At 49.6% G+C, this 24,278-nt stretch carries 23 protein-coding genes, 1 pseudogene and 1 riboswitch; of the genes and pseudogenes, 12 read left to right on the top strand and 12 right to left on the bottom strand.

What is annotated here, in order from left to right; translation table 11 throughout:
* Nucleotides 1-196 precede the first annotated feature (196 nt).
* Genes kynB through kynU form a run of 4 tightly spaced genes read right to left on the bottom strand, consistent with a single transcriptional unit; the run spans nucleotide 197 to nucleotide 4,363 of the window.
* Nucleotides 197-820: an arylformamidase gene (gene kynB / locus KNQ13_RS03575; RefSeq protein ID WP_026830554.1), complete on the bottom strand. Its 624-nt coding sequence runs from the start codon at nucleotides 818-820 to the stop codon at nucleotides 197-199.
* A 13-nt stretch (nucleotides 821-833) separates the two neighbouring features.
* A complete protein-coding gene (gene kynA, locus KNQ13_RS03570; protein WP_026830555.1) occupies nucleotides 834-1,673 on the bottom strand; it encodes a tryptophan 2,3-dioxygenase in 840 nt (279 codons plus the stop codon).
* A gap of 20 nt (nucleotides 1,674-1,693) precedes the next feature.
* On the bottom strand, nucleotides 1,694-3,076 hold the full coding sequence (locus KNQ13_RS03565; protein WP_026830556.1) for an amino acid permease: 1,383 nt from the start codon (nucleotides 3,074-3,076) through the stop codon (nucleotides 1,694-1,696).
* A 9-nt stretch (nucleotides 3,077-3,085) separates the two neighbouring features.
* A complete protein-coding gene (kynU, locus tag KNQ13_RS03560) occupies nucleotides 3,086-4,363 on the bottom strand; it encodes a kynureninase (RefSeq protein ID WP_026830557.1) in 1,278 nt (425 codons plus the stop codon).
* A 111-nt stretch (nucleotides 4,364-4,474) separates the two neighbouring features.
* On the opposite strand from kynU, the gene KNQ13_RS03555 reads away from it, so the two are divergent.
* Genes KNQ13_RS03555 through KNQ13_RS03545 form a run of 3 tightly spaced genes read left to right on the top strand, consistent with a single transcriptional unit; the run spans nucleotide 4,475 to nucleotide 6,178 of the window.
* Nucleotides 4,475-5,098, top strand: coding sequence for a TetR/AcrR family transcriptional regulator (locus KNQ13_RS03555; protein WP_026830558.1), 624 nt, complete (start codon nucleotides 4,475-4,477; stop codon nucleotides 5,096-5,098).
* A gap of 45 nt (nucleotides 5,099-5,143) precedes the next feature.
* A complete protein-coding gene (locus tag KNQ13_RS03550) occupies nucleotides 5,144-5,596 on the top strand; it encodes a DUF4385 domain-containing protein (RefSeq protein WP_014969213.1) in 453 nt (150 codons plus the stop codon).
* A 45-nt stretch (nucleotides 5,597-5,641) separates the two neighbouring features.
* The gene (locus KNQ13_RS03545; RefSeq protein ID WP_261974119.1) at nucleotides 5,642-6,178 is read left to right on the top strand and encodes a DM13 domain-containing protein; all 537 of its coding nucleotides are present in this window, start codon (nucleotides 5,642-5,644) and stop codon (nucleotides 6,176-6,178) included.
* Between the two features lie 56 nt (nucleotides 6,179-6,234).
* Here the strand turns inward: KNQ13_RS03545 and KNQ13_RS03540 are convergent, their stop codons facing one another.
* A complete protein-coding gene (locus tag KNQ13_RS03540) occupies nucleotides 6,235-7,431 on the bottom strand; it encodes an MFS transporter (RefSeq protein ID WP_014969215.1) in 1,197 nt (398 codons plus the stop codon).
* Between the two features lie 523 nt (nucleotides 7,432-7,954).
* On the opposite strand from KNQ13_RS03540, the gene arcA reads away from it, so the two are divergent.
* The 5 genes from arcA (at nucleotide 7,955) to KNQ13_RS03515 (ending at nucleotide 13,541) form a co-directional block, all read left to right on the top strand.
* The gene (arcA, locus tag KNQ13_RS03535) at nucleotides 7,955-9,223 is read left to right on the top strand and encodes an arginine deiminase (protein ID WP_051590475.1); all 1,269 of its coding nucleotides are present in this window, start codon (nucleotides 7,955-7,957) and stop codon (nucleotides 9,221-9,223) included.
* A gap of 21 nt (nucleotides 9,224-9,244) precedes the next feature.
* Nucleotides 9,245-10,270 carry an ornithine carbamoyltransferase gene (gene argF, locus KNQ13_RS03530; RefSeq protein WP_026830562.1) on the top strand — a complete coding sequence of 342 codons (1,026 nt, stop codon included), beginning with the start codon at nucleotides 9,245-9,247 and terminating at the stop codon, nucleotides 10,268-10,270.
* Nucleotides 10,271-10,297: 27 nt separating this feature from the next.
* Nucleotides 10,298-11,767: an arginine-ornithine antiporter gene (gene arcD / locus KNQ13_RS03525; RefSeq protein ID WP_034774132.1), complete on the top strand. Its 1,470-nt coding sequence runs from the start codon at nucleotides 10,298-10,300 to the stop codon at nucleotides 11,765-11,767.
* 12 nt (nucleotides 11,768-11,779) lie between these two features.
* On the top strand, nucleotides 11,780-12,736 hold the full coding sequence (gene arcC / locus KNQ13_RS03520) for a carbamate kinase (RefSeq protein ID WP_026830564.1): 957 nt from the start codon (nucleotides 11,780-11,782) through the stop codon (nucleotides 12,734-12,736).
* A gap of 85 nt (nucleotides 12,737-12,821) precedes the next feature.
* Complete coding sequence (locus KNQ13_RS03515; protein ID WP_236624352.1) at nucleotides 12,822-13,541, top strand: Crp/Fnr family transcriptional regulator; 720 nt, start codon at nucleotides 12,822-12,824, stop codon at nucleotides 13,539-13,541.
* 227 nt (nucleotides 13,542-13,768) lie between these two features.
* On the opposite strand, the gene KNQ13_RS03510 is transcribed toward KNQ13_RS03515, so the two are convergent.
* Entirely contained in the window at nucleotides 13,769-14,827 is a 1,059-nt protein-coding gene (locus KNQ13_RS03510) for an acyltransferase family protein (RefSeq protein ID WP_026830566.1), read from the bottom strand.
* On the bottom strand, nucleotides 14,824-16,590 hold the full coding sequence (locus KNQ13_RS03505; RefSeq protein ID WP_236624353.1) for a CDP-glycerol glycerophosphotransferase family protein: 1,767 nt from the start codon (nucleotides 16,588-16,590) through the stop codon (nucleotides 14,824-14,826). Before KNQ13_RS03505 ends, KNQ13_RS03510 begins: the two co-directional genes overlap by 4 nt.
* Before the next feature lie 304 nt (nucleotides 16,591-16,894).
* Between KNQ13_RS03505 and KNQ13_RS03500 the strand changes: the two genes are divergently transcribed.
* Genes KNQ13_RS03500 through KNQ13_RS03490 form a run of 3 tightly spaced genes read left to right on the top strand, consistent with a single transcriptional unit; the run spans nucleotide 16,895 to nucleotide 19,870 of the window.
* Nucleotides 16,895-17,608: an IspD/TarI family cytidylyltransferase gene (locus tag KNQ13_RS03500; RefSeq protein ID WP_014969218.1), complete on the top strand. Its 714-nt coding sequence runs from the start codon at nucleotides 16,895-16,897 to the stop codon at nucleotides 17,606-17,608.
* Nucleotides 17,605-18,630 (top strand): ribitol-5-phosphate dehydrogenase, encoded by a 1,026-nt coding sequence (locus tag KNQ13_RS03495; protein WP_014969219.1) that lies wholly within the window; start codon nucleotides 17,605-17,607, stop codon nucleotides 18,628-18,630. The genes KNQ13_RS03500 and KNQ13_RS03495 overlap by 4 nt, the downstream gene beginning before the upstream one ends.
* Before the next feature lie 31 nt (nucleotides 18,631-18,661).
* Nucleotides 18,662-19,870: a CDP-glycerol--glycerophosphate glycerophosphotransferase gene (locus KNQ13_RS03490; protein WP_026830568.1), complete on the top strand. Its 1,209-nt coding sequence runs from the start codon at nucleotides 18,662-18,664 to the stop codon at nucleotides 19,868-19,870.
* 200 nt (nucleotides 19,871-20,070) lie between these two features.
* On the opposite strand, the gene KNQ13_RS03485 is transcribed toward KNQ13_RS03490, so the two are convergent.
* The 3 genes and pseudogenes from KNQ13_RS03485 to KNQ13_RS03475 form a co-directional block, all read right to left on the bottom strand.
* On the bottom strand, nucleotides 20,071-20,628 hold the full coding sequence (locus KNQ13_RS03485) for a nitroreductase family protein (protein ID WP_026830569.1): 558 nt from the start codon (nucleotides 20,626-20,628) through the stop codon (nucleotides 20,071-20,073).
* Nucleotides 20,629-20,717: 89 nt separating this feature from the next.
* A complete protein-coding gene (locus KNQ13_RS03480; RefSeq protein WP_026830570.1) occupies nucleotides 20,718-21,254 on the bottom strand; it encodes a hypothetical protein in 537 nt (178 codons plus the stop codon).
* Between the two features lie 120 nt (nucleotides 21,255-21,374).
* Nucleotides 21,375-21,923, bottom strand: a pseudogene (locus KNQ13_RS03475) (MFS transporter); the annotation flags it as partial.
* Between KNQ13_RS03475 and KNQ13_RS03470 the strand changes: the two are divergent.
* On the top strand, nucleotides 21,851-22,096 hold the full coding sequence (locus tag KNQ13_RS03470; RefSeq protein WP_026830572.1) for a TetR-like C-terminal domain-containing protein: 246 nt from the start codon (nucleotides 21,851-21,853) through the stop codon (nucleotides 22,094-22,096). The pseudogene KNQ13_RS03475 and the gene KNQ13_RS03470 sit on opposite strands and share 73 nt — an antisense overlap.
* 37 nt (nucleotides 22,097-22,133) lie before the next feature.
* Here the strand turns inward: KNQ13_RS03470 and KNQ13_RS03465 are convergent, their stop codons facing one another.
* Entirely contained in the window at nucleotides 22,134-23,225 is a 1,092-nt protein-coding gene (locus KNQ13_RS03465) for a GGDEF domain-containing protein (protein WP_236624354.1), read from the bottom strand.
* Between the two features lie 192 nt (nucleotides 23,226-23,417).
* On the bottom strand, nucleotides 23,418-23,867 hold the full coding sequence (locus KNQ13_RS03460) for a MarR family winged helix-turn-helix transcriptional regulator (RefSeq protein WP_014969224.1): 450 nt from the start codon (nucleotides 23,865-23,867) through the stop codon (nucleotides 23,418-23,420).
* Nucleotides 23,868-24,042: 175 nt separating this feature from the next.
* A riboswitch (Lysine riboswitch) is annotated at nucleotides 24,043-24,227 on the top strand.
* The last annotated feature ends 51 nt before the right edge of the window (nucleotides 24,228-24,278 follow it).

Below are 24,278 nucleotides of genomic sequence, written 5' to 3'. Positions count from 1 at the left end.
TGAGGAAAGCGCGTGAGAAAAGAGTGATTGCTTTTGAAACCATCCCTTTTGAGGCTATCAAAAAGCCGCCTTGTTTCACGATTCTGAAAGTAAAAAGTACAATTCAGCTGCGCTGTCAGGAACAAACAAGACCCGATTTTCTGTCTTTAGACAGGAAATCGAGTCTTATTTCTCGTGTAAGTCAAATCTATTGATTTTAATACGGTCGCATCAACGCACGGACGGGACTGCCGTCACCGTCGACGAGCGGAAGCGGAACGGCGTTTAAGTGATAGTCACCTGGTGTGATCGCATCGAGTACGAGCCCTTCCAAGATGTGGACACCGTGTGCTGCGAGGGCATGGTGGGCACTCATCTCTTTACTGTCGATTGCGTCAACAGACGGTAAATCAAGACCAATCAATTCGATACCCAGTGCTCCGAGACGTTCGGCAAGACTCGGTGTCAGGACCGGAATCGTCTCCGGGAACACGGATTTATCGACCCAGCCGTCCGTTTTGATGATCAACCGGCGGACATCGGTTAAATCAAATGCCTCGAGATCACTTGCGACAAGTTCGGTCCGACCGGGCAGATAAATGACACGGGCATGACCGATGTAGAGGTCCGGATCAAGATCAATCACTTTTTGACCGGCATCGTCAAAGTGAAACGGTGCATCGATGTGGGTGCCGGTGTGCAGACTCATCGTGACTTGACCGACGTTGACGGAACCGGTGTCGGCTTTACTCCAATTAATCGTGTAGTTGAACTTCGTATCGCCCGGCCATGTCGTAACGGACGAGGTTAATGGTTGTGAGACATCGATCCAACGGTTCATAGAAGATTCCCCCTCAAAGTTTTGTCCGGACCGACCAGAGTTCCGGGAAAAAGCGGTGGTCGAGCACACGGCGCAGATAACTGACGCCGGACGAACCACCCGTTCCCGGTTTTTGACCGATGATCCGTTCGACGGTGCTCATATGATTAAAGCGCCACATCTGTTGCTGGCTGCCGATGTCGAGCAACTTTTCACCGAGTTCATATAAATCCCAGTACTGTTCGACGTCCTGATAGACGATGGCCCAGGCGGCTTCGACACTCGCGTCAGCTTCCCAGTCTTGCGTGACATCCCGGTTGAGGATCGTCTCGTCAATCGGTAAGCCGCGCCGGTGCATCGCCCGGACGGTTTCGTCATAGATGCTCGGTGTCTTCAAGTCTGCCGTTAATTGAGTGAACAGCGCCGTTTCGTGCTCATAGACCCGCAGCATCTGCGCATTCTTAAACCCGAGGGCAAACTCGATTTGCCGGTTTTGGTAAGACTGGAATCCGGATGAATGTCCCAGCGAATCACGGAACTCCAGATACTCAGCCGGTGTCAGCGTCGAGAGGACACTCCACGATTGAATCAATTGTTGTTGAATTTTCGAGATCCGGGCGAGCATCTTAAACGACCGCTCAAGCTGATCGTCGGCAATCGCTTTAGTGGCGGCCGACATCTCATGCAAAATCAACTTCATCCAAAGCTCACTTGTCTGATGGATGACGATGAACAGCATCTCATCATGATGGTCCGATAAGCGTTGCTGGCTCGTCAAAAGCGAGTCGAGCTGTAAATAATCCCCGTAAGACATATCTTTTTTGAAGTCGGTTTGAATCGTTTCTTCGATTTGCGTCGCATCCGTCTGTTTCATTCCAATCGATCCCCTTTACGTCAAAGTGATTGTGAACGGTTTGTTTGATCCGCTTGCGGCGGATTGTTGCGTTTCCAAAACACATAGGCAATCGTCAAGAACAGTAACCATGGAACTCCGAATTTCAAGACGATTTGGAAATCCGTGAACCAGGTCGTGATGACGAGGGCAAACAGCAGGATGGCCCCGAGTGCCGTCAAGTACGGATAGCCCATCATGCGGACCGGCAGTTTCCGTCCACCGTCCCGTTCCCAGGCTTTCCGGAAATAGAGGTGGGAGATGAAAATCATGAACCAGGTGAAGATTGCCCCGAACATCGAAATCCCCATCATGAACGGATAAGAGACACTCGACTGGCTGCTGATGACAGCGGCAAGGAAAATCCCGAGCGTCGAGACGGCAAGTGCAAACAAGGGAACACCTTTCGTATTCAATCGGCTGAAAATCCGCGGTGCGTACGTTGCTTTCGACAACGAGTACATCATACGCGTCGACGCATACAACTGACTGTTCATCGCGGATAAGGCAGCCGTCAGGATGATGAAGTTCATGATGCCGGCAGCACCGGGAATCGATAACATCTCCATCACTTTGACGAACGGGCTTTGATCGACACCGCCCGCCTGTTGCCACGGCACGATCATCAACATCAAGGCAATCGTGATGACATAAAATGTCGATAAGCGGAAGACGGTGGCCTTCAGTGCTTTTGGCACCGCGACATCCGGATCTTTCGCTTCACCGGCCGTGACGGCAATCAGTTCCGTCCCGAGAAAACTAAATAACGAGATGAAGACGGCAATCCAGAGACCGGAAAAACCAAACGGCAGGAAGCCACCGTCATTCGTAAAGTTTTGCGTACCGATGTCCGGAGAGTTACTCCCGAAGACCAGGTATGCGCCGAGAATCATGAACATTAAAATCGCACTGATTTTAATGACGGAGAACCAGTATTCAAATGTCGCAAACGTATTGACGGTCGTTGCGTTGATATAAATCAAGGCAATCGCAAAGACAAAAATCCAGATGTAACCGGGAACGTCCGGAAACCAGTATTTCATGTAGATGGCGATGGCGCTGACTTCGACACCGATTGCAAGAACGTTCGCGACCCAGTAAGAATAGCGGACAAGAAATCCAGCGTATGGACTGATGTATTGTTCGGCAATCGTTCCGAATGAGCCGGACGTCGGGTGGGCGACGGTCATTTCCGCGAGGCAACCCATCAAGAGCAGGACGATGAAGGCACCGATCGCGTAACTGACGAGGACACTTGGTCCGGCGAGACTGATGGCGAGACCGCTCCCGAGAAAAAGTCCCGTTCCGATCGCGCAACCCATCGCAATCATTGTTAATTGGCGTGTTTTTAAGTCACGCCGTAGTTCAGTAGGGTGTTCTTTCATAATTCCTCCTTACGCGACGACTTCGCGTTCGTTCTTAAACTGTTCATATTGTTTTTCGTCCATGATCGTTTTCAAAATCGAGACGACCTCATAGACATCTTCAAAGCTATTATACAAGGCAACAGGGGCCAGCCGGACAATATTCGGTGCCCGGAAATCAGGAATGACGTGATGCGCCTTCAATGCTTTACAGATCCGTGCCGCTTCCGGATGTTCGAGACTCAAGTGAGCACCACGTCGTTTGTCGTCACGCGGGTTCCCGATTACAAAGCCGTACGGCGTCAATTCCTGATCGACGAGCGTCATCATGTAGTCCGTCAGTGCCAATGACTTTGTCCGGACTGCGTCGATCCCGACTTCTGCAAACAGCTCGAGTGCACCGATTTGCGGGGCGAGGCTCAAGACGTGCGGCGTTCCGATCTGGAAGGCACCGGCGTTTTCGGCAGGAGTCATCGTATGATCCATATCAAACTGTTTATCTTTACGGGAGCCGAACCAGCCGGTCAGACCCGGCAACGTGCCGAAATGCCGTTCGTGGACAAACAGTCCGCCGACCGTTCCCGGACCGCCATTTAAATGTTTGTAGTTGCACCAGTAGGCAAAGTCGACGCCCCAGTCATGAAAGGCATGCGGAATCGCACCGACGGAATGACAGCCGTCAAAGCCGATCAAGATACCGCGGGCATGGGCTTCCCGTGTCAGACGTTCCATATCTAAAATCTGACCACTCCGGTACAGGACGGTCGGTAAGACAATCAACGCGATCTCCTCCGTCATCGCGGCAATGATATCCGCTTCATCGAGAAACCGTCCGTCACGACTCTCGACTTGGACGAGATGTTCTGCCGGATCGAGTCCGCGCAACCGCAGCTGACTTTGAAGCGCATAAATGTCAGACGGGAATGTTAAGCTGTCGGCTAAAATCTTTGTCCGTTGTCCGGATGGGGCAAAAAACGTTGCTACGAGTTGATGCAGATTGACCGTCGTCGAACCGGTCACCATGACTTCATCCGCACTTCCGCCAACGAGGGGTGCGTTTAAGGCAGCCAGTTTTTCAGACAGTTCAAACCACGGATGGCGTCCTTTCATCCATCCGTCAATCCCGAGTTCGCGCCAATCGGCGAGTGATTCGAGCAACGTGGTTTCCGCCCGTTTCGATAACAGCCCAAGTGAGTTGCCGTCCATGTAAATCGAGCCTTCCTGGAGATAAAATTCGTCCCGGTAAGGGGCCAGTCGATCCTGTTCGTCTCGTTCGATTGCTTCCGCACGCTTAGCGGTCAATGGCATGTCCGTTCCTCCTCAAAATGAATCCGTAATCAATTTTGACAAAAGCGTAGCAAACAAATTGACATTGTGTCAATATTATCGGATAGAGAAGCAGGAGAGGTGGGGAAAATCATGAAATCAGACGACATGAAAATCGATAAACGGCATCTTCGGACAATCCGGACACGGGAAAAACTGTTGGTGGCAGCCCGGGAAGTTTTTCTCGAAAACGACTTTCAAACGACGACGATTTCACAAATCATCAAGCGGGCAGGTGTCGGCTACGGGACGGCATACGTTCACTTTGAAGGAAAAGATGAACTGTTAATCGTCCTGATGGAAGACGTCATGGATCGTTTTCATCAAGTGGCGGAACAACCGTTTGAGCCAGGAACAGCTGAAGAAGCTAAAAAACAAATCGAGCAACAGGCGACGGCTTTCCTGCGGCTCGCCGAACAAGAACGGGAGATGCTCCGAATCGTCGAACAGGCAATCGGCGTGTCGTATATCATCCGGGCCAAGTGGAAACAAATCCGCGAACGCTTCATTGAACGGATCAGCCGCGACGTCCGCTATGCGCAGGGCAGTGGACTCGCCCGTTCGGACCTCAATCCGACACTCGTTGCACGCGGCTGGTTTTTTGCAAACGAAATGTATCTGTTCGAAGTGATCCGGGAAGAGACGACAGCGTCGATTGAAGAAATCGCGAAAACCTTGACGGCGGTCTATACGACCGGACTGTACGAACACGATTAAAGCCGCTTGTTCCCGGGAATCCTTTAGGGGAAGGGAGCGATAAGCATGGCATTTGATTACGATTTAGATTTTGAGACGACGGATTTTCGGAAAGAACCGGAAAAGTACCGCGTCGGACGGGGGGAGCAGGGCGTCCTGCTCGTTGAACCGTATAAAGGAGAAATTTTGCCGCACTGGCGATTCAAGACGCCGGAAATCGCAACGGAATCTTCTGAAAAAATCTATCAGATGTATTTGGATTACAAAGAAGCCGGAGACTTCGTCGGGATGGACATGGCGCGGAAATTTATTCAGATGGGACACACACGGGCACGCCGGTACACGAATTACAAAGGCGGACGGAAATATAAAAACAAAGAGACGGGCGAGTTGAACGAGCGGAAAATCGATCCGGAAAAAGCGAAGTCGGCTGAAATTTTCCGAGAAAAATGGAATCTGATCCGGGCGGATGAAGAGTATTTAACATTAAAAAAGGCGCATCAAAAACAATATGGCTAAACGAACGGTCAGGAGTTCTACAAGCGGAGGAATGGAGTGGAGACGGTGCGAAACGGATCAAAAATCATATTGGCAATTGTGGTCGTCGGTGTACTGGCGTTGAGTTGGTGGCTCGTATCGCCGCTGTTCTTGCATCAAGCCGTGGATGAGAAATTGCCTCCCGCTTCTTCGACGGTAGAACAAGAAGATGAGACAACAGCATCCGAGACGGACCAGTCGGAACCTACAACACCGGCTCCCGAAGAAGCACAGGCTGACTTCTCCGGAACGTTTGTGGACGGTGAAAAAAATTATCAAACGTCAGGAAAGATTAAAACGGTAACGGCAGACGACGATGTGTTATATCTGCGATTCGAAGATTTTCAAACGATGAACGGACCGGACTTGTTTGTTTACTTGGTGGAGCCAGGCAAAGAAACGGCAGACGGGATCCGCCTCGGGGCGCTAAAAGGGAATCAGGGAGACCAAAACTACGTCCTCCCGAAAGAAGTGGATTTGACGCAACATAGCCGTGTCGTCATCTGGTGTCGCGCCTTTGATGCTGATTTTGGAACGGGTGAATTAAAAGCAACAAGTGAATAAAAACAGCAACTCGCTTCCGGATGTGATATCGGAAGCGAGTTGCTTTTTGTCTGGTATTAAGACGTTTGTTCGATTTTTTTGATCAGCCGGGACTGACGGCGTTGCCAGATGACAGAACCAATCAAGGTCACAGCGAGGAAAACAAGTCCGAGTACGAACGGATAGAGAATGTTGACGTCATATAACAATCCGGCAAGTGTCGGACCGAGGACGTTTCCGATACTCATGTAGGCATTGTTCATGCCCATCGCAAAACCTTGTTCGTTTCCGGCGAGCTTGGAAATCATCGTGTTCAAGACCGGACGTAGGATGGATGTCGCAAGGAAAATGACGAGTGTGACGGCAAAGAATCCACCGTAGCTCGCTGTCAGTAACGACAACAAGAAACCGAGTGTCGCAATCAACAGGAAGATGTTCAAGACTTTTCCTTCGCCGAGACTGCGCGACAACTTGTCGACGACGAAAATTTGGGCGATGACACTGATGATTCCGGTCGACGTCACCATGATGGCGATGTCTTTTGGAGACGCCCCAAACTGATTGTCGACGAACAGACCGAGGACAGACTCATAGGCCATCAACCCAAAACTCATGACAAGCGTGATGACGAGCGGGACGAAGTAGGGTTTATGGAACGACGCGCCGAGTTTGCTCCACATCGAACCTTCATCCGGTGCCATCGCCGTTGCGTCATGGACGTCACTTTCTTGAAGCAACAGAACGCTGAACAAAACAGCAAGTAACGAGACGAGTGCTGAGATGAGCAGTGGCAATTTCAAATCGAATTCAGCAAGAAAACCGCCGATTCCGGGACCGATGACGATTCCGAGTGACATCGCTGCAGAGACATAACTATTCCCTTTTGCGCGCTGATCCATCGTCGTGATGTCCGCGACGTAAGCAAAGATCGCTGGAATCAATAATGCCGCACCGACACCACCGATTGCCCGCGATATATAGAGAATCGTGACGGAATTCGAGAAGTAAAAGACGAACATCGATAACGTCAGCCCAATCAAACCATAAATGATCATCTTCCGGCGACCGTATTGATCCGCCCATTTTCCGGCGACGGGTGACATGATGAGCTGTGCTCCGGCAAATATGGCAATCATCAGACCGGCAGCGGTTCCGCCTTGACCGATTGAAGCTAAATAAGCGGGCAGAATCGGAATGATGATCCCGAAGCTCCCGACGGCGATGAACATATTGATCATCAGGACCGTTAATTTTTTACGTTGATCCGCTTGCAAGGGGATCCCTTCTTTCTGGACGCTACTGTCAGCGTTTAGTGTATGTACCTTTACTATCTTAGTTTCAAGGGAAAGACCGTGTCAATTTAGAGCGTTGAAAAAGCTTAAAACAGACAAACGATGATTTAAAGTAAAAAGGAGTGATTCTGAACTGCTCCCACAAAAAAGGTTACAGTTTTTCGATTTGTCTGACTCACGCCCCATGCTTCACTTCGTAGTCTAGGTTTGTCTGTGTCCATCCGCCAGTTCTCTTATTTTTGCTAACAGACTCATCAATTAAATGAAGGATTACATATTTTTGAAAAAAAAAAGAATCGTTCATGCAAAAACAATGCAAGGATTCGGGGTGCAATTGGGGAGCGACCAGAATGTTATTGCATGGGGATACGTTCACTTGCATAAAAGTTCTGGTCATATGTGTAAACGCTTACATAGTTAGGGACGGAAGCCCGCTGCATATGCTCAACAGTGAGCATAAACTAAGGGTGTAAGCAGGAATGATATCCCTAAAGGAGGATTCATCATGACACAATCACTAGATGGACATGAACGGACGACTGGGGCGATACGAAATTTACCAATCCACGTCACGTCCGAGATCGGTGAATTGAAGACGGTACTCTTGAAACGGCCGGGCCGGGAGCTCGAGAACTTGACACCAGACCATCTCGGTCGTCTGCTGTTCGACGATATCCCACACCTGCCCGTCATCCAAAAGGAGCACGACTATTTTGCCGCTGTCCTGAGAAACAGAGGAATCGAGGTGCTCTACCTCGAGAAGCTGATGGAGGAGGTACTCGCGATTCCTCACTTGCGGGAACAGTTCGTCGCCAACGTCCTCGAGGAATCGAAGTCGAACATCAATGGATCGTACGAGAAGCTTCGCGATTATCTGCTCAGCTTCGACAACGAGCAGCTCGTCGAGGCCGTCATGGCGGGTATCCGCAAGACGGAAATTCCGCACAGCAAGCGGACGCACCTGCATGAGATGATCGAGGACACATATCCGTTCTATCTCGATCCGATGCCGAACCTCTATTTCACGCGTGATCCAGCAGCTGCGATCGGCGACGGCCTGACGATCAACCGGATGAAGGAACCGGCGCGGCGGCGTGAATCACTCTTCATGCACTATATCATCACATATCACCCCCGCTTCGCGAAGCATGACATCCCGGTCTGGTCGGACCGTGAATACCGCTTCTCGATGGAAGGGGGCGACGAACTCGTTCTGTCGAAAGAAGTGCTCGCAATCGGTATCTCGGAACGGACGACGGCACAAGGGATCGAACGGCTCGCACGCAACCTGTTCGAGCGGAGCGAGTTCAAGAAGGTCATCGCGATTGAAATTCCGAAATCCCGCGCATTTATGCATCTCGACACCGTCTTCACGATGGTTGACTACGACAAGTTCACGATCCATTCGGCGATACAGGGATCGGGCGGGCAGATGAACATCTTTGAGCTGACGCGCGGTGCGGACGACATTACGATCACGAAACGGACCGACCTGCTCGAGACGTTGAAGGAAGCGCTCCATCTCGACCACCTTGTCCTCATCCCGTGCGGCGGAGGGGACGCGATCGCCTCGGCCCGCGAGCAGTGGAGCGACGGATCGAATACGCTCGCAATCGCACCGGGCGTCGTCGTCACGTACGACCGAAACTACGTCTCGAACGAGCTGCTACGGTCACACGGAATCGAAGTAATCGAGATTGGGTCGAGCGAACTGTCACGTGGACGAGGTGGTCCGCGGTGTATGAGTTGTCCGTTGGTACGAGAAGATATCTAAAACCAAGAGGAGGAACCTATCATGTCGAAAACAGCGCATATTGATCTCCGGAATCGTCACTTCCTTTCATTGAATGAGTTTACAGAAAGTGAGATCAATTACCTGATTGATCTATCGGCAGAACTGAAACGGCAGAAACAGGAAGGCATTCCGCACCGTGTCCTTAGTGGTAAGAACATCGCGCTCTTGTTCGAGAAACCGTCGACTCGGACGCGCTGCGCCTTCACAGTCGCTGCAATCGATCTCGGAATGCATCCGGAGTACCTCGGTAAGAACGACATCCAGTTCGGCAAGAAGGAATCGGTCCGTGACACGGCGATCGTCCTCGGCCGGATGTTCGACGGCATCCAGTATCGCGGCTTCAGCCACGCGACGGTCGAAGGTCTCGCGAAGGACGCAGGCATCCCGGTCTGGAACGGCTTGACCGACCTGTACCATCCGACGCAAATCCTCGCTGACTTCCTGACCGTCAAGGAACAGAGAGGGCATCTGAAAGGCATCAAGTTCGTCTATGTCGGTGACGGCCGGAATAATATGGGCAATACCCTTTTGATTGGCGGGGCGAAGGTCGGGATGGACATCCGGATCTGCGCGCCGGAATCGCTCTGGCCGGAACGCTCGATCATCGACTACGCGGAAGCGGTCGCTGCCGAGAACGGCGGACGGATCATGGTGACGGAAGACATCGACGCCGCCGTCGACGGGGCGGACGTCATCTATACGGACGTCTGGGTCTCGATGGGTGAAGAAGCTCAATTCGAGGAGCGGATCAAGCTGCTCACACCGTATCAGGTCGATATGGAGATGATCCGCAAGACAGGCAACGACGATGTCGTCTTTCTCCACTGCCTGCCTGCCTTCCATGATCAGGAGACGGAGGTCGGGCGCGCCATCTTTGAGAAATACGGACTGCGCGAGATGGAGGTGACGGATGAGGTGTTCCAAAGCACGCATTCCTCCGTCTTCGATCAGGCAGAGAACCGGATGCATACGATCAAGGCCGTGATGGCGGCGACGATGACGGACTGCTCTGACATTTGGAACTGATTTCTCACACCAGAAAGGATGAGAGTTATGGTTACCAAACCGCATGACACGACCGGCACATCAGGTACGTCGCCAGCGAAACAACAGAAGAAATTAGGATTCTTCGCACTGACGGCAGTCGTCGTCGGCTCGATGATTGGGGGCGGGGCGTTTAACCTCGCCGCCGACATGGCGGTCGGCGCGAGCGCCGGCGCTGTCCTGATCGGATGGGTGATCACCGGCATCGGGATCATCGCGCTCGGACTCAGCTTCCAAAACTTGACGATGCGTCGGCCGGACCTCGACGGCGGCATCTACAGTTACGCCCGTGCAGGGTTTGGTCCGTTCGTCGGCTTCAACTCGGCTTGGGGATACTGGCTGTCGGCCTGGCTCGGCAACGTCGCCTATGCCACGCTCCTGTTCAGCTCGGTCGGTTATTTCTTCCCCGTCTTTGAGGGCGGGCAGAACCTCGCCTCGATCCTCGGGGCATCCGTTCTTCTCTGGCTCGTCCACGCCTTGATCCTGCGCGGCGTCCATGAGGCCTCGCTCGTCAACATCATCACGACGATTGCGAAGCTCGTCCCGATTTTTGCCTTCATCACGCTCATATTGTTTGCCTTCAACCTCGACCAGTTCACGTTCCAGTTCTTCGGTGAAGGTGGCTTCAACTTCAGCTCGGTCAAGGAGCAAGTCGTCTCGACGATGCTCGTCACGCTCTGGGTATTCATCGGTGTCGAAGGGGCGGTCGTCCTGTCAGGGCGCGCAAATAAACGCTCTGACATCGGAAAGGCGACCGTGATCGGTCTGATTGGGACACTCATCATCTACGTCCTGATCTCCGTCATGTCGCTCGGTGTCATGTCCAATGCGGATCTTGCCACCATCGACCGTCCGGCGATGGCGTATATCCTCGAGAGCGTCGTCGGGCAATGGGGTGCCGTCCTGATTAACATCGGGCTCGTCATCTCGGTGCTCGGGGCATGGCTCGGCTGGACGCTGCTTGCGGCCGAGATTCCGTATATCGCAGCGAAGGATGGGGTCTTCCCGAAATGGTTTGCGAAAGAGAACAAGAACGAGGCACCGGTCAATGCCCTTTGGCTGACGAACGGCTTGATTCAGCTCTTCCTGTTCACCTTCCTGATTTCGGACGCCGCCTACACGTTCGCTTTTTCGCTCGCTTCGAGCGCGATCCTGATCCCTTACGCGGTCTCTGCCTTCTTCCAGGTGAAGGTGTCGCGCGGTGAGATCGGTTATGCGCCGGGTGAGAAACGGACGCGCGACCTGATGCTCGGGCTCGTCGCTTCCGCCTACGGCATTTGGCTAATTTACGCGGCAGGTATGGATTATCTTCTGCTGACGACGCTCCTGTACGCACCGGGTACGCTTCTGTACGTCAAGGCACAACGGGAGGCAGGCATCAAAGGACTGACGAAATGGGAATGGACGGGTACTGCGGTACTGACGGTCCTCGCGTTTGCTGCGCTCATCGCAATGTGGAATGGCAATTTATCCATCTAGGAGGAGTTTGACATGAAAGGAAAACGAATCGTCATCGCGCTTGGAGGGAACGCGATTCAGCAAGGGAAGGAAGCGACGGCTGAGGCGCAGATCCGGGCCGTTGCAAGGACAGCAGACGCGCTCGCTGGGCTCGTTTCGGAAGGCTATGAGATGGTCGTCACCCACGGGAACGGACCACAGGTCGGGAGCCTGCTACTTCAGCAGGCGTCGTCGATCCCAGCAATCCCGGCGATGCCACTCGACGTCTGTGTTGCGATGACACAAGGGATGATCGGCTACTGGTTTCAGAACGCGCTCGACCATGCGTTCCTGCACAGAGAAAGTCCGCCGACGGTCGCGACCGTCGTCACGCGTTGCGTCGTCGATCCGAATGACCCGGCCTTCCTGAATCCGACGAAACCGATTGGTCCGTTCTATAGCGAGGAGGCGGCGAACGCCCTGACGATGAACGGATATGTCTACCGCGAGGACGCGGGGCGCGGCTACCGACGTGTCGTCCCGAGCCCACGCCCACAGTCGATCATCGAGCATCGCGTGTTGACCGACCTCGTCGAACGGGGACATCTCGTCGTCGCCTCGGGTGGTGGTGGGATCCCCGTCGTTGAGACAGGAGAAGGATATGTCGGCGTCGAGGCCGTCATCGACAAGGACTTTGCGGCCGAGAAGCTCGCTGAGCTGATCGAGGCCGACACGCTCGTCATCCTGACGGCGGTCGAACATGTCGCGATCCACTATCATCAGCCGGACGAGCTGGCGCTTCGGGAAGTGACCGCCGCGGAGCTTGAGCGATATATCGCAAGCGGGGAGTTCGCGCCCGGCAGTATGTTGCCGAAGGTCGAGGCCGCGCTCGAGTTCGTCCGTTCGAAGGACGGACGCCGAGCCGTCATCACCTCGCTCGACCGGGTGAAGGAGGCGCTTGCCGGTGAGACGGGCACGATGATCGCTGTCTCGTTCAACCAGCTCGTCTGAAGGAAAAGGAGCGACTGCGGCCGCTCCTTTTCGATTGCCTTAAAACCGTGACATCCTGCATACGCACGGCTCGATGAGGGAATGTATGATAGTGAGGAGAACAAGTGAAGGAGGGAACGGGATGAAACGGAACGTGACGACGGAAGAACTGCGCGGTCTCGACATCTTCGAAACATGTACGGAACGGGAGCTTGCGCAGCTTCTGCCGCACGTCTTCCACCGGACGTACCGGAAAGGGCAACTGCTGTTCATGGAAGGGGACCCGCGCGAGCGAATCTACTTCCTGCTCGAAGGGTATGTCCGATTAGAGCGGCTGAATCTCGCCGGGACGCTCCAGTATTCCGATTACCTGAAGCCATGCCAGCTCTTCCCTTACAGCGGGATATTCGAGGACGAATTCTACAGGTACACGGCGGAAGCGCTGACGGACATCGAGGTCTACTATGTCCCGACGTACCAGCTTGAGCAGATGGCGAAGCGGCACTCGGCCATGTTGTTTCATATCATCAAGCAGATGAACCGTCTGCTCGACCTGCACGAGCGGCGCGTCCAGGAGATCATCACGCCGAACGCGACGGTGCGCGTCATCAACACGATCCACTTCCTGATGGAGGACCTCGGGGACACGCGGGAGGATGGGATTCACGTAAGCTGTCCGTTCACGACGATCGAACTGTCGCGTCTGTCCGGGACGTCGCGAGAGACGGTGTCCGGCGTCCTGTCGAAGCTGCGCAAGGACAACATCATCCGCTTCAGTGCGAAGCATCTGATCATCGGAAAGCCGGACTTTTTTGTGAAGGAATGACCGGAATACAAAAGAAGGCCGTCTCTTCTTTGAACGGCTGTCCGTCAAGTAGACAGGTGAAATAATAATAATAAATAGTCTGACGGCCTGAACCCTGAAATCAAGGAAACTCAGGCCGTTTAGTCGTTGTTCTTCCTTGATCATAAAAAAAATCCCTTCAGAAGTAGGCAGTTGAAATAACTAAACTGTCTACTTTTGAAGGGAGCATATCAATGGGAGTCAAAGCGTCAAAGTGTTTTCTTGAACAGCCAATTGACGTTTGGTGATAGTAGCGGTCGGAACAGTCGGACGACCGGACGACTTGATAAAATCCAAACGAAGAACAAAGCGAGCAAGAAGGAGGAACCAATCAGTAACACCGGCGATTCGGCAATCCATGGTGGAACGGAATCCCGAAACAGTCGGACGATGAATGAGTGTAACAAATAAATCGCCAACGTCTGAATCCCGATTTGATCAAACCGTTCACCGAACGAACGGTGTGGAATCATCATTAATACGGAGAAAATCATCACGGTACTGACCGCATATAAAAAGAGTTGAATCAATGCTCCTTTCAGTACCGGGACGTCAAACTCCCCATAGGTATCCCTGTAGAACAGCCAGACGGTGTCAAATCCGTTTTTTGTCCAAACTGCCATAGCGATGGCAATGGACACGGAAACGATCAATCCGGTCAAACGACCGATTGGTGATGTCAGACAATCGCGAATCCGCCCATCAGCGAGCCATCCCCGTTCTTTGACGAGATACCCCATCAAGAAGAACGGATAAAAACTGACGACCTTTTGGAGGGACAGGAAATTCGTGATGGAACCCGGATTGGCATTGATCAGTAAGGCAAACAGCACACTGATTAACAGCGGATACCGAAGCGTCAGGAAACCAGGGGTCACGATCTGCCAGATGATGATGCCTAGCAGATACCATAATGTCCAACTCGGGACGAGCGGGTGAAGTAGCCCGTCCATCAATCCATCGACCGTCTTTTCATTGACGTAGGCAAGATAGACTTCATGAATCGATTGCCAAATCAAGTAAAGCACGACGAACGAAATGATCCGTTTGGGTCGGACTTCCTTAAAAAAGTAACCGCTCATGAAGATGAACGCCGGCATATGCAACAAGTAGATGATGTTGTAGACGATTTGAACGGAGTCGTTGCCATCCAGGTTACGGAACGTTTCAATCAGATGACCAAACACGACCATGAAGATCAGTAATACTTTGTAGTTCCCGAGCCAATGATCGTATGAAAAGGTCATTGGTTTTGGTGTTTGGTTCATTTGTTTTCTCCAAGAATGATTTGATCGACAAAACGTTGACTGGATTTCCCGTCCTGCTGTTCGAAGAAGTATTCAGCAAAGGCCTTGACGTTTTGCATCTCGAAGTCTTCGTTTTTGATCCGCTCAATCAATTCTTCAGATGTTCGAACAATCGGTCCAGGGACAAATTCTTCAAAGTCATAGTAGAAGTCACGTTTCGAGATATAATCTTCTAAATCATAGGCAAAGAACAACATTGGTCGGTCGAGCAGTGAAAATTCAAAACATGTCGATGAGTAGTCGGTAATCAAAATGTCAGAGACGAACAGTAACTCATTGATTTCTCGATGATCCGTCAGATCAAGGAAGAAGTCGGCATAGACTTCCGGGATCTCCATCCGGCGTCGGACGAACGGGTGCATCTTCAAGACAAACACGTAGTCTTCATGGAAGGCTTCATACAAGGCATCCAAATCGAGTTGGCTGAAATCATAATGCGCACTCTTCGCCCCATTTCCTCGGAACGTCGGCGCAAACATGATGACTTTTTTAGTTTTGAAAATCGGATATTCTTCATAAATCCGTTCCTTCGCCTCGGCGATGTAGTCTTGGTCAAAGAACATATCGGTCCGTGGAATACCGGTTGCGACGACTTGATCTTCGCGTAAGCCGAATCCTTCCGCATAATGACGTGCGACGTTATGCGAACTGACGATGGCTTTCGTATAGTTCCGGTGACTGAGCGAGTTGGCACTTGGACCGCCTGGTTTTCCGAGACGGCTGTAGCCGAATGTCTTGAAGGCTCCGACAGCATGCCAGACCTGAACAAGATCGCTTCCTTTACGGATGTTGAGCGGATAAATCATCGGATAAAAATCATCGACTAAAATCGTTTTTGCCGTCGCGAGATGATACGGTAACGTAAATTTATCGCGCCAATCGCGTCGTGATTGGAGATTCGGTTTGAAAAACGTTTTAACGTCTAAATGTAGGTCACGTCGTTCGATTTCATTTAAGATGTAAGCGAAGTTCCCACTGACATCGCTCCGAGAGTCGGAAGCAAAAATGACTTTATTCTCTTGGATCGGCTGTGTCCACTTCGTCACATTGTAGATGGCCTTAAACGTAAAACGACGGAACTTGAACGCCCGTTTTCGCCAATTCTTCTTCGTTTTATTGAATTTTTCAATCATCCGGATAAAACGTTTCGTCTCCCCTTGCTTAAGGGAATGGAAACTTAAAGTATTACTGTATTCTGAGTACTGGACGACCACTTCGTACTCTAGTTTAAGCAACAGGTTACTATGTTTCGTATCGACTCGATAGATGACAGGAATCAAAGGACGCGTATCACCAAATGGAGCTTCATGTAAAATCGATTCTCCTTGGACGATAGCGAAGAAAGCATCAAAATAGCCCATCGGTAAAGGACGACCGGTTGGTGTGATGTGATTGAGGTCGAGTTCTCCGCTAAAGGTTTCCTCAGCCCAGTCGCCTTCGAATGGGAAACGTAGGATGAACGTTCGTTTATTTCGTTTGTTCCGGAAGATGATTGCCCGCTCGAGTGGAATCGGTTCTTCGGCAGCTTCAGACTGGATGTAACCATCTTCCGGCTGTGTTTCTTCTGTCAGTTCAGGAGTAGCTGGATTTTCAAAAAGTAACTGCTCGGCCTGAAGAAAATCAGTTAATCCAAAAAGGCGTGCCTCGAAGCGGAATTTTGTTCCGGCTAGTTCTAGATAGTTAACGTGTGCCTGTAGTAGTGGCATCTGTATTTCTTCTGTCAAAACAATCTCTCCTCGCTTAAATGATTACAATGCATTTACACAATAATGACAGATTTTTAAAATCAGCATGAACATAGTATAGTGATATTAGAAATCATCCATCATTATATCGTGACGAACCAAAAAAAATAGAACTTTGTCTATTTTTTTTGGTTTGGTTGATGGATTCTTTGAAAATTAGACCATATTTTAAGAGATACCCACATCGCTGGCAAGTGGAAACAAAAAACTTTTTTATAAGGGAGGGAAGCGGAGTGACTCATGACAGCGCCATCGTTGATGGATGATCACTCTGCGATACAAGATGATTTATGCAGCAATCTTAGCCGGCGGAAAAGGAACAAGAATGGGGAACGTGGACCGTCCAAAACAATTCCTCTCAATTGGAGAGCGTCCGATTCTCGTGCATACCGTCGAAAAATTTCTTTTAAACGAAGACTTTGATCAAATCATTATTGTGACACCAACTGCGTGGATCAACTATACACGTGATATTTTAGATAAGTATATCGGAAATGATACACGGATTGTCATCACGGCAGGCGGAAACGATCGAAACGAATCAATCATGGCTGCCATCAACTGGATTGAGAACAAAAATGGTTTGTCTGACGAAGACATCATCGTCACACATGATGCGGTCCGCCCGTTCTTGACACACCGGATCATCAAAGAGAACATCTCGACTGCTTTGGAATATGGTGCTTGCGATACCGTGATCTCCGCGATCGATACGATTGTTGCATCGACAGACGGAAAAACAATCTCAGACATTCCGGTTCGGGATCAGATGTATCAAGGACAAACGCCACAAAGTTTCCAAATCACGAAATTAAAAAAACATTACGAAGCGTTGTCAGCAGAGGAACGAGCCATCTTAACGGACGCGTGTAAGATTTTATTGCTTAAAGGCGAAGATGTTGCACTGGTGACAGGTGAATTGTTTAACATTAAAGTCACGACGCCATATGATCTGCGGATCGCCAATGCAATTCTGAAGGAGCGGATTCACCAATGATTAACCAAGTCTATCAACTCGTGGCGCCACGCCAGATCGAGGTGACGTATGACGAACGGTCACTCAATTCGGACCGGGTTGTCGTACGCCCGACCTACCTGTCGATTTGTCATGCCGATCAACGGTATTTCACGGGAAGCCGAAGTGCTGAAGTGTTGGCGAAGAAATTACCGATGGCGATGATTCACGAAGGAATCGGTAAAGTTGTCCATGATCCGTCTGGAACGTTTGCGATCGGTACATTAGTTGCAATGGTTCCGAATACACCGTCAGAAACAGATGACATCATCGGGGAAAACTATTTGCGGACAAGCCGTTTCCGTTCGAGTGGCTATGATGGTTACATGCAGGATTATGTTTTCATTAAATCAGACCGTCTGGTTGAAGTACCAGCCGATCTCGATCCGGAAGTTGCTGCCTTCACGGAACTTGTCAGTGTGTCGGTTCATGCGATGACTCGTTTTGATCAAATCGCCCATCCACGCCGCGAAACATTTGGCGTTTGGGGAGATGGGAATCTAGGGTTCATCACAGCACTGATGCTTCGGAAATTATACCCGGAAGCGAAATTGTTTGTGTTCGGAAAAACACAATCCAAACTGGATTATTTCTCATTTGCGGACGAGACATATCATATCGACCAAATTCCAGAAGGTGTTTCGTTTAACCATGGTTTTGAGTGTGTTGGTGGAATCGGCAGTCAATACGCCATCAATCAGATGATTGACTACATCATCCCGGAAGGAACGATGGCGTTACTCGGTGTTTCAGAAGAACCGGTCGCCATCAACACGCGGATGATTCTTGAAAAGGGACTTCGTGTCTATGGATCAAGCCGAAGTACACCGGCTGACTTTGCACGGACGATGGAATTGTATCAACTGTATCCAGATATTCCAGCCTATCTCTCGAATCTTGTCTCAGGCGTATTCCAGATTCGCCAAATCGAAGATATTCATCAGGCATTTGAAAGTGATTTGACGAACCGTTTCGGGAAAACCGTCATGGAATGGTGTATGTAAGCATGAGATCGGGAAGAGAAGGGATCACTTTATGAAACAGAAATTACGGTTGATTCAACGACGAACGGTCCACTATCTGCTCGTGGTGACGTACTGGATGTCTAAACTTTTTCCGGTACAACCTAAAAAAGTCGTCTTCGCCACGTATCGTTCGGACAAACTCGTCGATAACTTCCGCGCCGTCTACGATGAACTGGAAAGTCGAGAACTTGGATTTCACTATGTGTTTTTATTGAAACGATTTCCGCAAAATCTGTTCGGTCAGGTGAAGTACGTTTTTCATATGATGCGAGCAACGTATGAACTGGCGACGGCTCGTTACTTCATCATCGATGACTACTACTATCCTGTGTACGTCTCGTCACTGCGCAAAGGGACAGAAGTGGTTCAGTTATGGCATGCGTGTGGGGCGTTCAAAAAGTTCGGGTACAGTGTCCTGGATAAGTCCTATTCGCCGGATGACGATTATTTAAAAATGGTCGATATTCATCGCAACTACTCGAAAGTCTATGTTTCGGGAGAAGCATGTGTCGCACCGTTTGCAGAAGCGTTTGGGATGGATTCAAAACGGATTCACCCATTTGGTGTTCCCCGGACGGATCAGTTGTTGAATCAAGAGCGACAGGTTCAGATTGAGAACAAATTATATGCGAGTCATCCCGAGTGGCGTTCGAAAAAGTTGATTTTGCTGGCACCGACGTTTCGCGGGAATGGACAGACGACCGCCCATTACGATCAGGAGCTTGATTTTCAGCAATTTCGCGAACAGCTTGGACCGGATCATATTCTTCTGTTACGGATGCATCCGTTTGTCTTGAATCGTCCGGTCGTTCCGGCAGAATTTTCCGATCAAATCATTGACATGACGGATTATCCTGACATCAATGATTTAATGCAAATTTCGGATATTTTGGTGACGGATTATTCTTCCGTCATCTTCGAATTTGCCTTGCTCAAAAAACCCATCATCTTTTTGGTCAACGATTTGAATTCGTATAAGGAAGAACGTGATTTTTACTTCCCGTACGAATCGTTTGTGCCGGGACCCATCGTGTCGTCATTCCATGACGTCATTACGTGGATCAAAGCGAATCAGTTTGAACCGGAGCAAATTGAACGTTTTGCCGCACGTTTCTTTACGTATCAGGATGGACAAGCGACGAAACGCATCGTCGACCATGTCTTGACGGGAGCACTCCCGGAGGCGCCTGCGCATCAAGAGAAGATGAAAACCGTCTAATTCAAAAAAACATCTATGCGTGATCAAACAGGTTCATTCCTTCATCCGGGGAATGAACCTGTTTTTGATTCAAAGGAAACAAAAAAAGCGTCCATCTTTTACGATTCCGTTTGGGGAGGGAATGGAAAGAGGGACGCTTTAGATGATTTAATGGGGCTTGATTGGCGCGAGCAGGGGTAGCCCGCAGAATGCGCACCGGTTTAGAAGTGCGTTAACTTGTCACGTGCAGCCGTTCGTTTTTTGAGCGGGGGAATCAAGGCAGGCCATCCGAATTGAATGACTCCTGCAACACGTTCATTTTCTGAAGCACCGATCATTTCGGCATATTCATCCGTGAACCAATGTTTTCCGCTTTTCCAACAACACCCTAAACCAAGTTCAGTCGCTAGGAGTTGAACGTTTTGAATCATGGCAGCGGTCGCAAGTAAATCTTCCATCTGCTGATCTTCTGTTCCTTTTACTTCATACAAAACAGTCAAGTATACAGGAACATCAGCAAATTTTTGACGCATCGCTTGACGTTGTTCGTCTGTTTTTTGATCGAGTTGCCCCCGTTTAGCAAGCAACGTCATCAATTGGTCGACATACCGGACTTGTCCATCTGCATTGGCAAGGACAAATCGCCAAGGTTCACGCAATTTATGAGTCGGTGCATAAATAGCGGCTTCGAGAATTTCTTCAATCATCTCGTTTGGAATCGATTGATCTGTATAGGCACGGACTGACCGTCGTTCTAAAATCAGTTGTCGGGCGTTCATGTTGATCATCTCCTGACGTAAGTACTCTTAGAATATAATTGATAACGATTATCATTGTCAATGGTTAATTAAAAAAACGCTGAATCGATTCAGCGTTTTTCGGGTGAAGAAGCTATTTTTTTCTTGAGTTGGCGAATTCGGAACAAGGCAAACAAGTAGTGTGCAAAATAAAGGGTAAAGCCGAAGAAAACCGCCATCATCACGTTAATCTGTACGCCGGGTACGACCGTCAAATTCACATAAAGGAGCACACCCATCGAGAAGGTATAAAGTGCGGCTTCAAGTATCTGCGGCATCATCCGGCTTTTCTTCAGGAAGAATGAACGGACAATCGGTAAGATGACGAAGCTGACGAGACGATCGAGCAAACCAATCACAAGTATGCTGATGATGATGGACAAAGGTCCTGCAAAGTATAATAAGTTCGGAAATAAAACGTAAGAAACGAGCAGTAACGGTCCAATCAACAGAAAGATGGACACGGAGGCTCGGAAAAAGATGAACAGACTGTTGATACTGATTAAAAAGGCACGTGTGACCTTTTGAGACCAGGATGAAGGGCGTCCGACTTGCCACGCAAAACAACAAGCAAAGATAAACGCATAAAACTGCAGAAAGGCAACCATAAAGCATCTCCTTTTGGATATGAAACTCAATGAACCTAGTGTAGCGATTTTATGAAGGAAGTGCAAAGACGAACGATTAAAAACCCGTCGACGATGTGCCGTCAACGGGTTTAAAAGGTCTTAATCCAGATTGGGTTCTTTTTTGCCATGCAGGAAAAAGGATAGAAGCAAGGCAAGCGCCGATAAGACGGTCGCGACCCAAAAGGCATCCGTGATTCCGTTGATCGTCGCTTGTTTCGTCAATTGGGAAATCCAACTGAGCGAAGCGGCTTGTGAACTGCCTAAGTGTTGACCAAGATCGCCTAAGTGTTGCGAAAGTGTCGGATCAAGTGTCGTGAACTGATTGGCGTCATCCGCAAGGTGTGCTGTCGTTTGACGTGTCATGACCGTCACGAGAATGGCCGTTCCGATCGAACCAGCGACTTGACGCAACGTATTTTGCGTCGCATTTCCGTGGGGAATCATCTTCATCGTCAAGGCATTCATACCTGCCGTCATGATTGGCATCATGATGAAGGCCATTCCGAACGAACGAAGCATATAGATACCCATGATGGAAGTATAAGACGTTTCCATATCGAGTGGGGTCAACTCCCATGTCCCATACGTCATCAGCGTCAGTCCAAAAATCGCGAGCGGTCGAATTCCGAATCGGTCAAACAGTCGACCGGGACTTATTGTTGAATTATGTCATTGGTGGACAACTTGGTTTATTGATATCGTGGCTCCGAAATGACCGGCCGTATTCTGCTTCGTATATGGCGGATCAACTGAGTCGGATGATCGTCTTCGGCACGGTCGAAAGTATCGGTTTTCCGAATCAAGAAGAGGATGGTATTTAAAAACCGCCCGATTACCACGAAGGTAAGGGCGGTTTGCTTATGCTTGTTCGAGTTCCAGTTGTTTAGTGTAAACAGTACTTCGATTGCGACCTGTATCTTTTGAATGATACAACGCCTTATCGGCTTGTTGTAAGGCTTCGAGGGAAGTATGGGAACCACTCGAGTGAGCAATTCCTAGTGAAATCGTGATTTGCAGATCGGGAACCATTGTCGTCGGGAAAAGATTTCGAGCGACGGTCGTCCGAGCCAGATCGGCGATTTTTTTGGCGTCGAGGGCAGGTTTACTGGGTAAGATGATTAAAAATTCTTCGCCGCCGTACCGTCCAACCAAGTCGTCCGGACGAGCTAGTGACGCGAGGGTCGTCCCGAGTTGGCGTAAGACGTCATCCCCGGCGTCATGACCATATGTATCGTTGACATGCTTAAAGAAATCAATATCAATCAGGATAAGAGAATAGCCATCTTCCGCTGAACCGACAAGAGACAGGGAGTCATCGAGCCGGCGACGGTTGGCAAGTCCGGTCAAAGCATCGGTCATGGCCAGCTTTTGCTGATACTGAATATTTTCAAAGTGTCGTCGTAGCTCCGCCAATAGATGATAGGTCACTAAACCGGCAATCAAGTTAAAGAAAATATAAGCGAGTGATATTTTGATGAAGGTCGACCAACTATTTGTTAAGAGATAGATCGCGGGTAAAGAATAGACGATTCCGATACCAACCATCAATTCAAAATGCCAGAGTGTCATTCGGGCGTATCGTCTGACGATGGCAATCGTCATGATAAACAATCCGATGACGATGGATGAAAGAATCGCGGCATCGATTTGTTCGACGGGCGTCAACGCAAAGCGTGTAACGACGATCATCAATCCTGTCACAAGTGCACTCGGCAATCCGCCGAACATCGTGGCGATGACGACAGGAACGATTCGTAAATCGACACGTGCCACATCGATTTGGATACTGTTGAACATCAAGAGCACGGCAATCAGTCCAGCAATCGCACCTAAGACGAGCCGGATGTTCAGATTCGTGTTCGGGGTAACCCGTGGTCGATTCCGAAACGGTAGAAACAAAAGAGTGATCGTTGTAAACAGTAGACAAAAATTGATGATGAAATTATTCATGATGGACAACAAATCCTCCCAGCTCCTTATACACACATTTCTAAGTAATATATTTCTAGTATACTCATTTTACTAACGGCAAGAAATGGAAAAATGTTAAGTGAAACAAGGAAAGTCGACAAAAAAGACAAAGTACACAGTCAAGTGAACTTTGTCCTAAGAAAAAAGTATATTTTTTTGAATGGCTATTTTTTATGAAGAAACAGCCTCTTCGTCCATCGTCAAGAGGATCTTATCAAACACATGGACCATCACATTTAGTTCTTCTTCCGTCAATGTACCGAAGCGTTCCTGCAGATACTTACGGCGGACGATTTCAAGTTCCCGAAAAGCGGCTTCGCCTTCGTCTGTCAATGCAAGGACAATCGATCTCCGGTCGTCAGTCGAACGCGTCCGCGTGACGAATCCTGCTTTGTAGAGACGATCAGTCAAAGCTGTTACCTGGCTTGTTGCAAGCTCAAACTGTTCTGCGAGTAAGGTCGGACGTTGAGGACCATTTTCAGATAAACTGCGTAAGATGAAAAATTCACTTCGGGTCGCAGTCCCTTCGAAGAGGCGGTTTAGTTCCCGACGTAGTGTCCGGAGAATCACACGCATTTGTTCCTCTAATCGATAGGTCAGTTGATCACGTTCTTGTGGCATTCATGCAACATCCTTTCTTTCGGTTAACTTCTATAGTTTAGTGTACTAAAAATATCGGGATTTTACCATGAACAGCACTAAATTCAAAAAAGGAATTGACAATTTAAAGACGATTTGTGTAACATGACGAAGTAATAATGAAATTTATAACTAACTTAATTAGTTCTCACTCAACCAGTGGGATGGAGGTTGCAATTCTTAAGAGTACAATCACGGATGTCGTCAAGCGGCAGATGAGGTGACTGAAAAGGAAGAATTGCCGAAATCAATCATCGCTTTGAAGATGATCGATTGGGATTAGATCAAACAGGTCTAATACTGTCACAAGTCAGATGTGATTTGTGGGGAGCTATCTTTCACGACGGTAGAATGAGGCGCATCCGTTTATTATGTTGCGTTCTCATCTTCCTT

Source organism: Exiguobacterium sp. s128 (assembly GCF_018618815.1).
GTDB classification, from domain to species: Bacteria; Bacillota; Bacilli; order Exiguobacteriales; family Exiguobacteriaceae; genus Exiguobacterium_A; species Exiguobacterium_A antarcticum.
The sequence above is the reverse complement of the archived record's forward strand: the minus strand, read 5'-3'. Positions and strand labels throughout refer to the sequence as shown.

What these genes read in the sequence shown, in the direction of transcription:
- kynB (WP_026830554.1), bottom strand. Translation starts at nt 820, where the DNA reads ATGAACCGTTGGATCGATGTCTCACAACCATTAACCTCGTCCGTTACG.
- kynA (WP_026830555.1), bottom strand. Translation starts at nt 1,673, where the DNA reads ATGAAACAGACGGATGCGACGCAAATCGAAGAAACGATTCAAACCGAC.
- KNQ13_RS03565 (WP_026830556.1), bottom strand. Translation starts at nt 3,076, where the DNA reads ATGAAAGAACACCCTACTGAACTACGGCGTGACTTAAAAACACGCCAA.
- kynU (WP_026830557.1), bottom strand. Translation starts at nt 4,363, where the DNA reads ATGCCATTGACCGCTAAGCGTGCGGAAGCAATCGAACGAGACGAACAG.
- KNQ13_RS03555 (WP_026830558.1), top strand. Translation starts at nt 4,475, where the DNA reads ATGAAATCAGACGACATGAAAATCGATAAACGGCATCTTCGGACAATC.
- KNQ13_RS03550 (WP_014969213.1), top strand. Translation starts at nt 5,144, where the DNA reads ATGGCATTTGATTACGATTTAGATTTTGAGACGACGGATTTTCGGAAA.
- arcA (WP_051590475.1), top strand. Translation starts at nt 7,955, where the DNA reads ATGACACAATCACTAGATGGACATGAACGGACGACTGGGGCGATACGA.
- argF (WP_026830562.1), top strand. Translation starts at nt 9,245, where the DNA reads ATGTCGAAAACAGCGCATATTGATCTCCGGAATCGTCACTTCCTTTCA.
- arcD (WP_034774132.1), top strand. Translation starts at nt 10,298, where the DNA reads ATGGTTACCAAACCGCATGACACGACCGGCACATCAGGTACGTCGCCA.
- arcC (WP_026830564.1), top strand. Translation starts at nt 11,780, where the DNA reads ATGAAAGGAAAACGAATCGTCATCGCGCTTGGAGGGAACGCGATTCAG.
- KNQ13_RS03515 (WP_236624352.1), top strand. Translation starts at nt 12,822, where the DNA reads ATGATAGTGAGGAGAACAAGTGAAGGAGGGAACGGGATGAAACGGAAC.
- KNQ13_RS03510 (WP_026830566.1), bottom strand. Translation starts at nt 14,827, where the DNA reads ATGAACCAAACACCAAAACCAATGACCTTTTCATACGATCATTGGCTC.
- KNQ13_RS03500 (WP_014969218.1), top strand. Translation starts at nt 16,895, where the DNA reads ATGATTTATGCAGCAATCTTAGCCGGCGGAAAAGGAACAAGAATGGGG.
- KNQ13_RS03495 (WP_014969219.1), top strand. Translation starts at nt 17,605, where the DNA reads ATGATTAACCAAGTCTATCAACTCGTGGCGCCACGCCAGATCGAGGTG.
- KNQ13_RS03490 (WP_026830568.1), top strand. Translation starts at nt 18,662, where the DNA reads ATGAAACAGAAATTACGGTTGATTCAACGACGAACGGTCCACTATCTG.
- KNQ13_RS03485 (WP_026830569.1), bottom strand. Translation starts at nt 20,628, where the DNA reads ATGAACGCCCGACAACTGATTTTAGAACGACGGTCAGTCCGTGCCTAT.
- KNQ13_RS03480 (WP_026830570.1), bottom strand. Translation starts at nt 21,254, where the DNA reads ATGGTTGCCTTTCTGCAGTTTTATGCGTTTATCTTTGCTTGTTGTTTT.
- KNQ13_RS03470 (WP_026830572.1), top strand. Translation starts at nt 21,851, where the DNA reads ATGTCCCATACGTCATCAGCGTCAGTCCAAAAATCGCGAGCGGTCGAA.
- KNQ13_RS03465 (WP_236624354.1), bottom strand. Translation starts at nt 23,225, where the DNA reads ATGAATAATTTCATCATCAATTTTTGTCTACTGTTTACAACGATCACT.
- KNQ13_RS03460 (WP_014969224.1), bottom strand. Translation starts at nt 23,867, where the DNA reads ATGCCACAAGAACGTGATCAACTGACCTATCGATTAGAGGAACAAATG.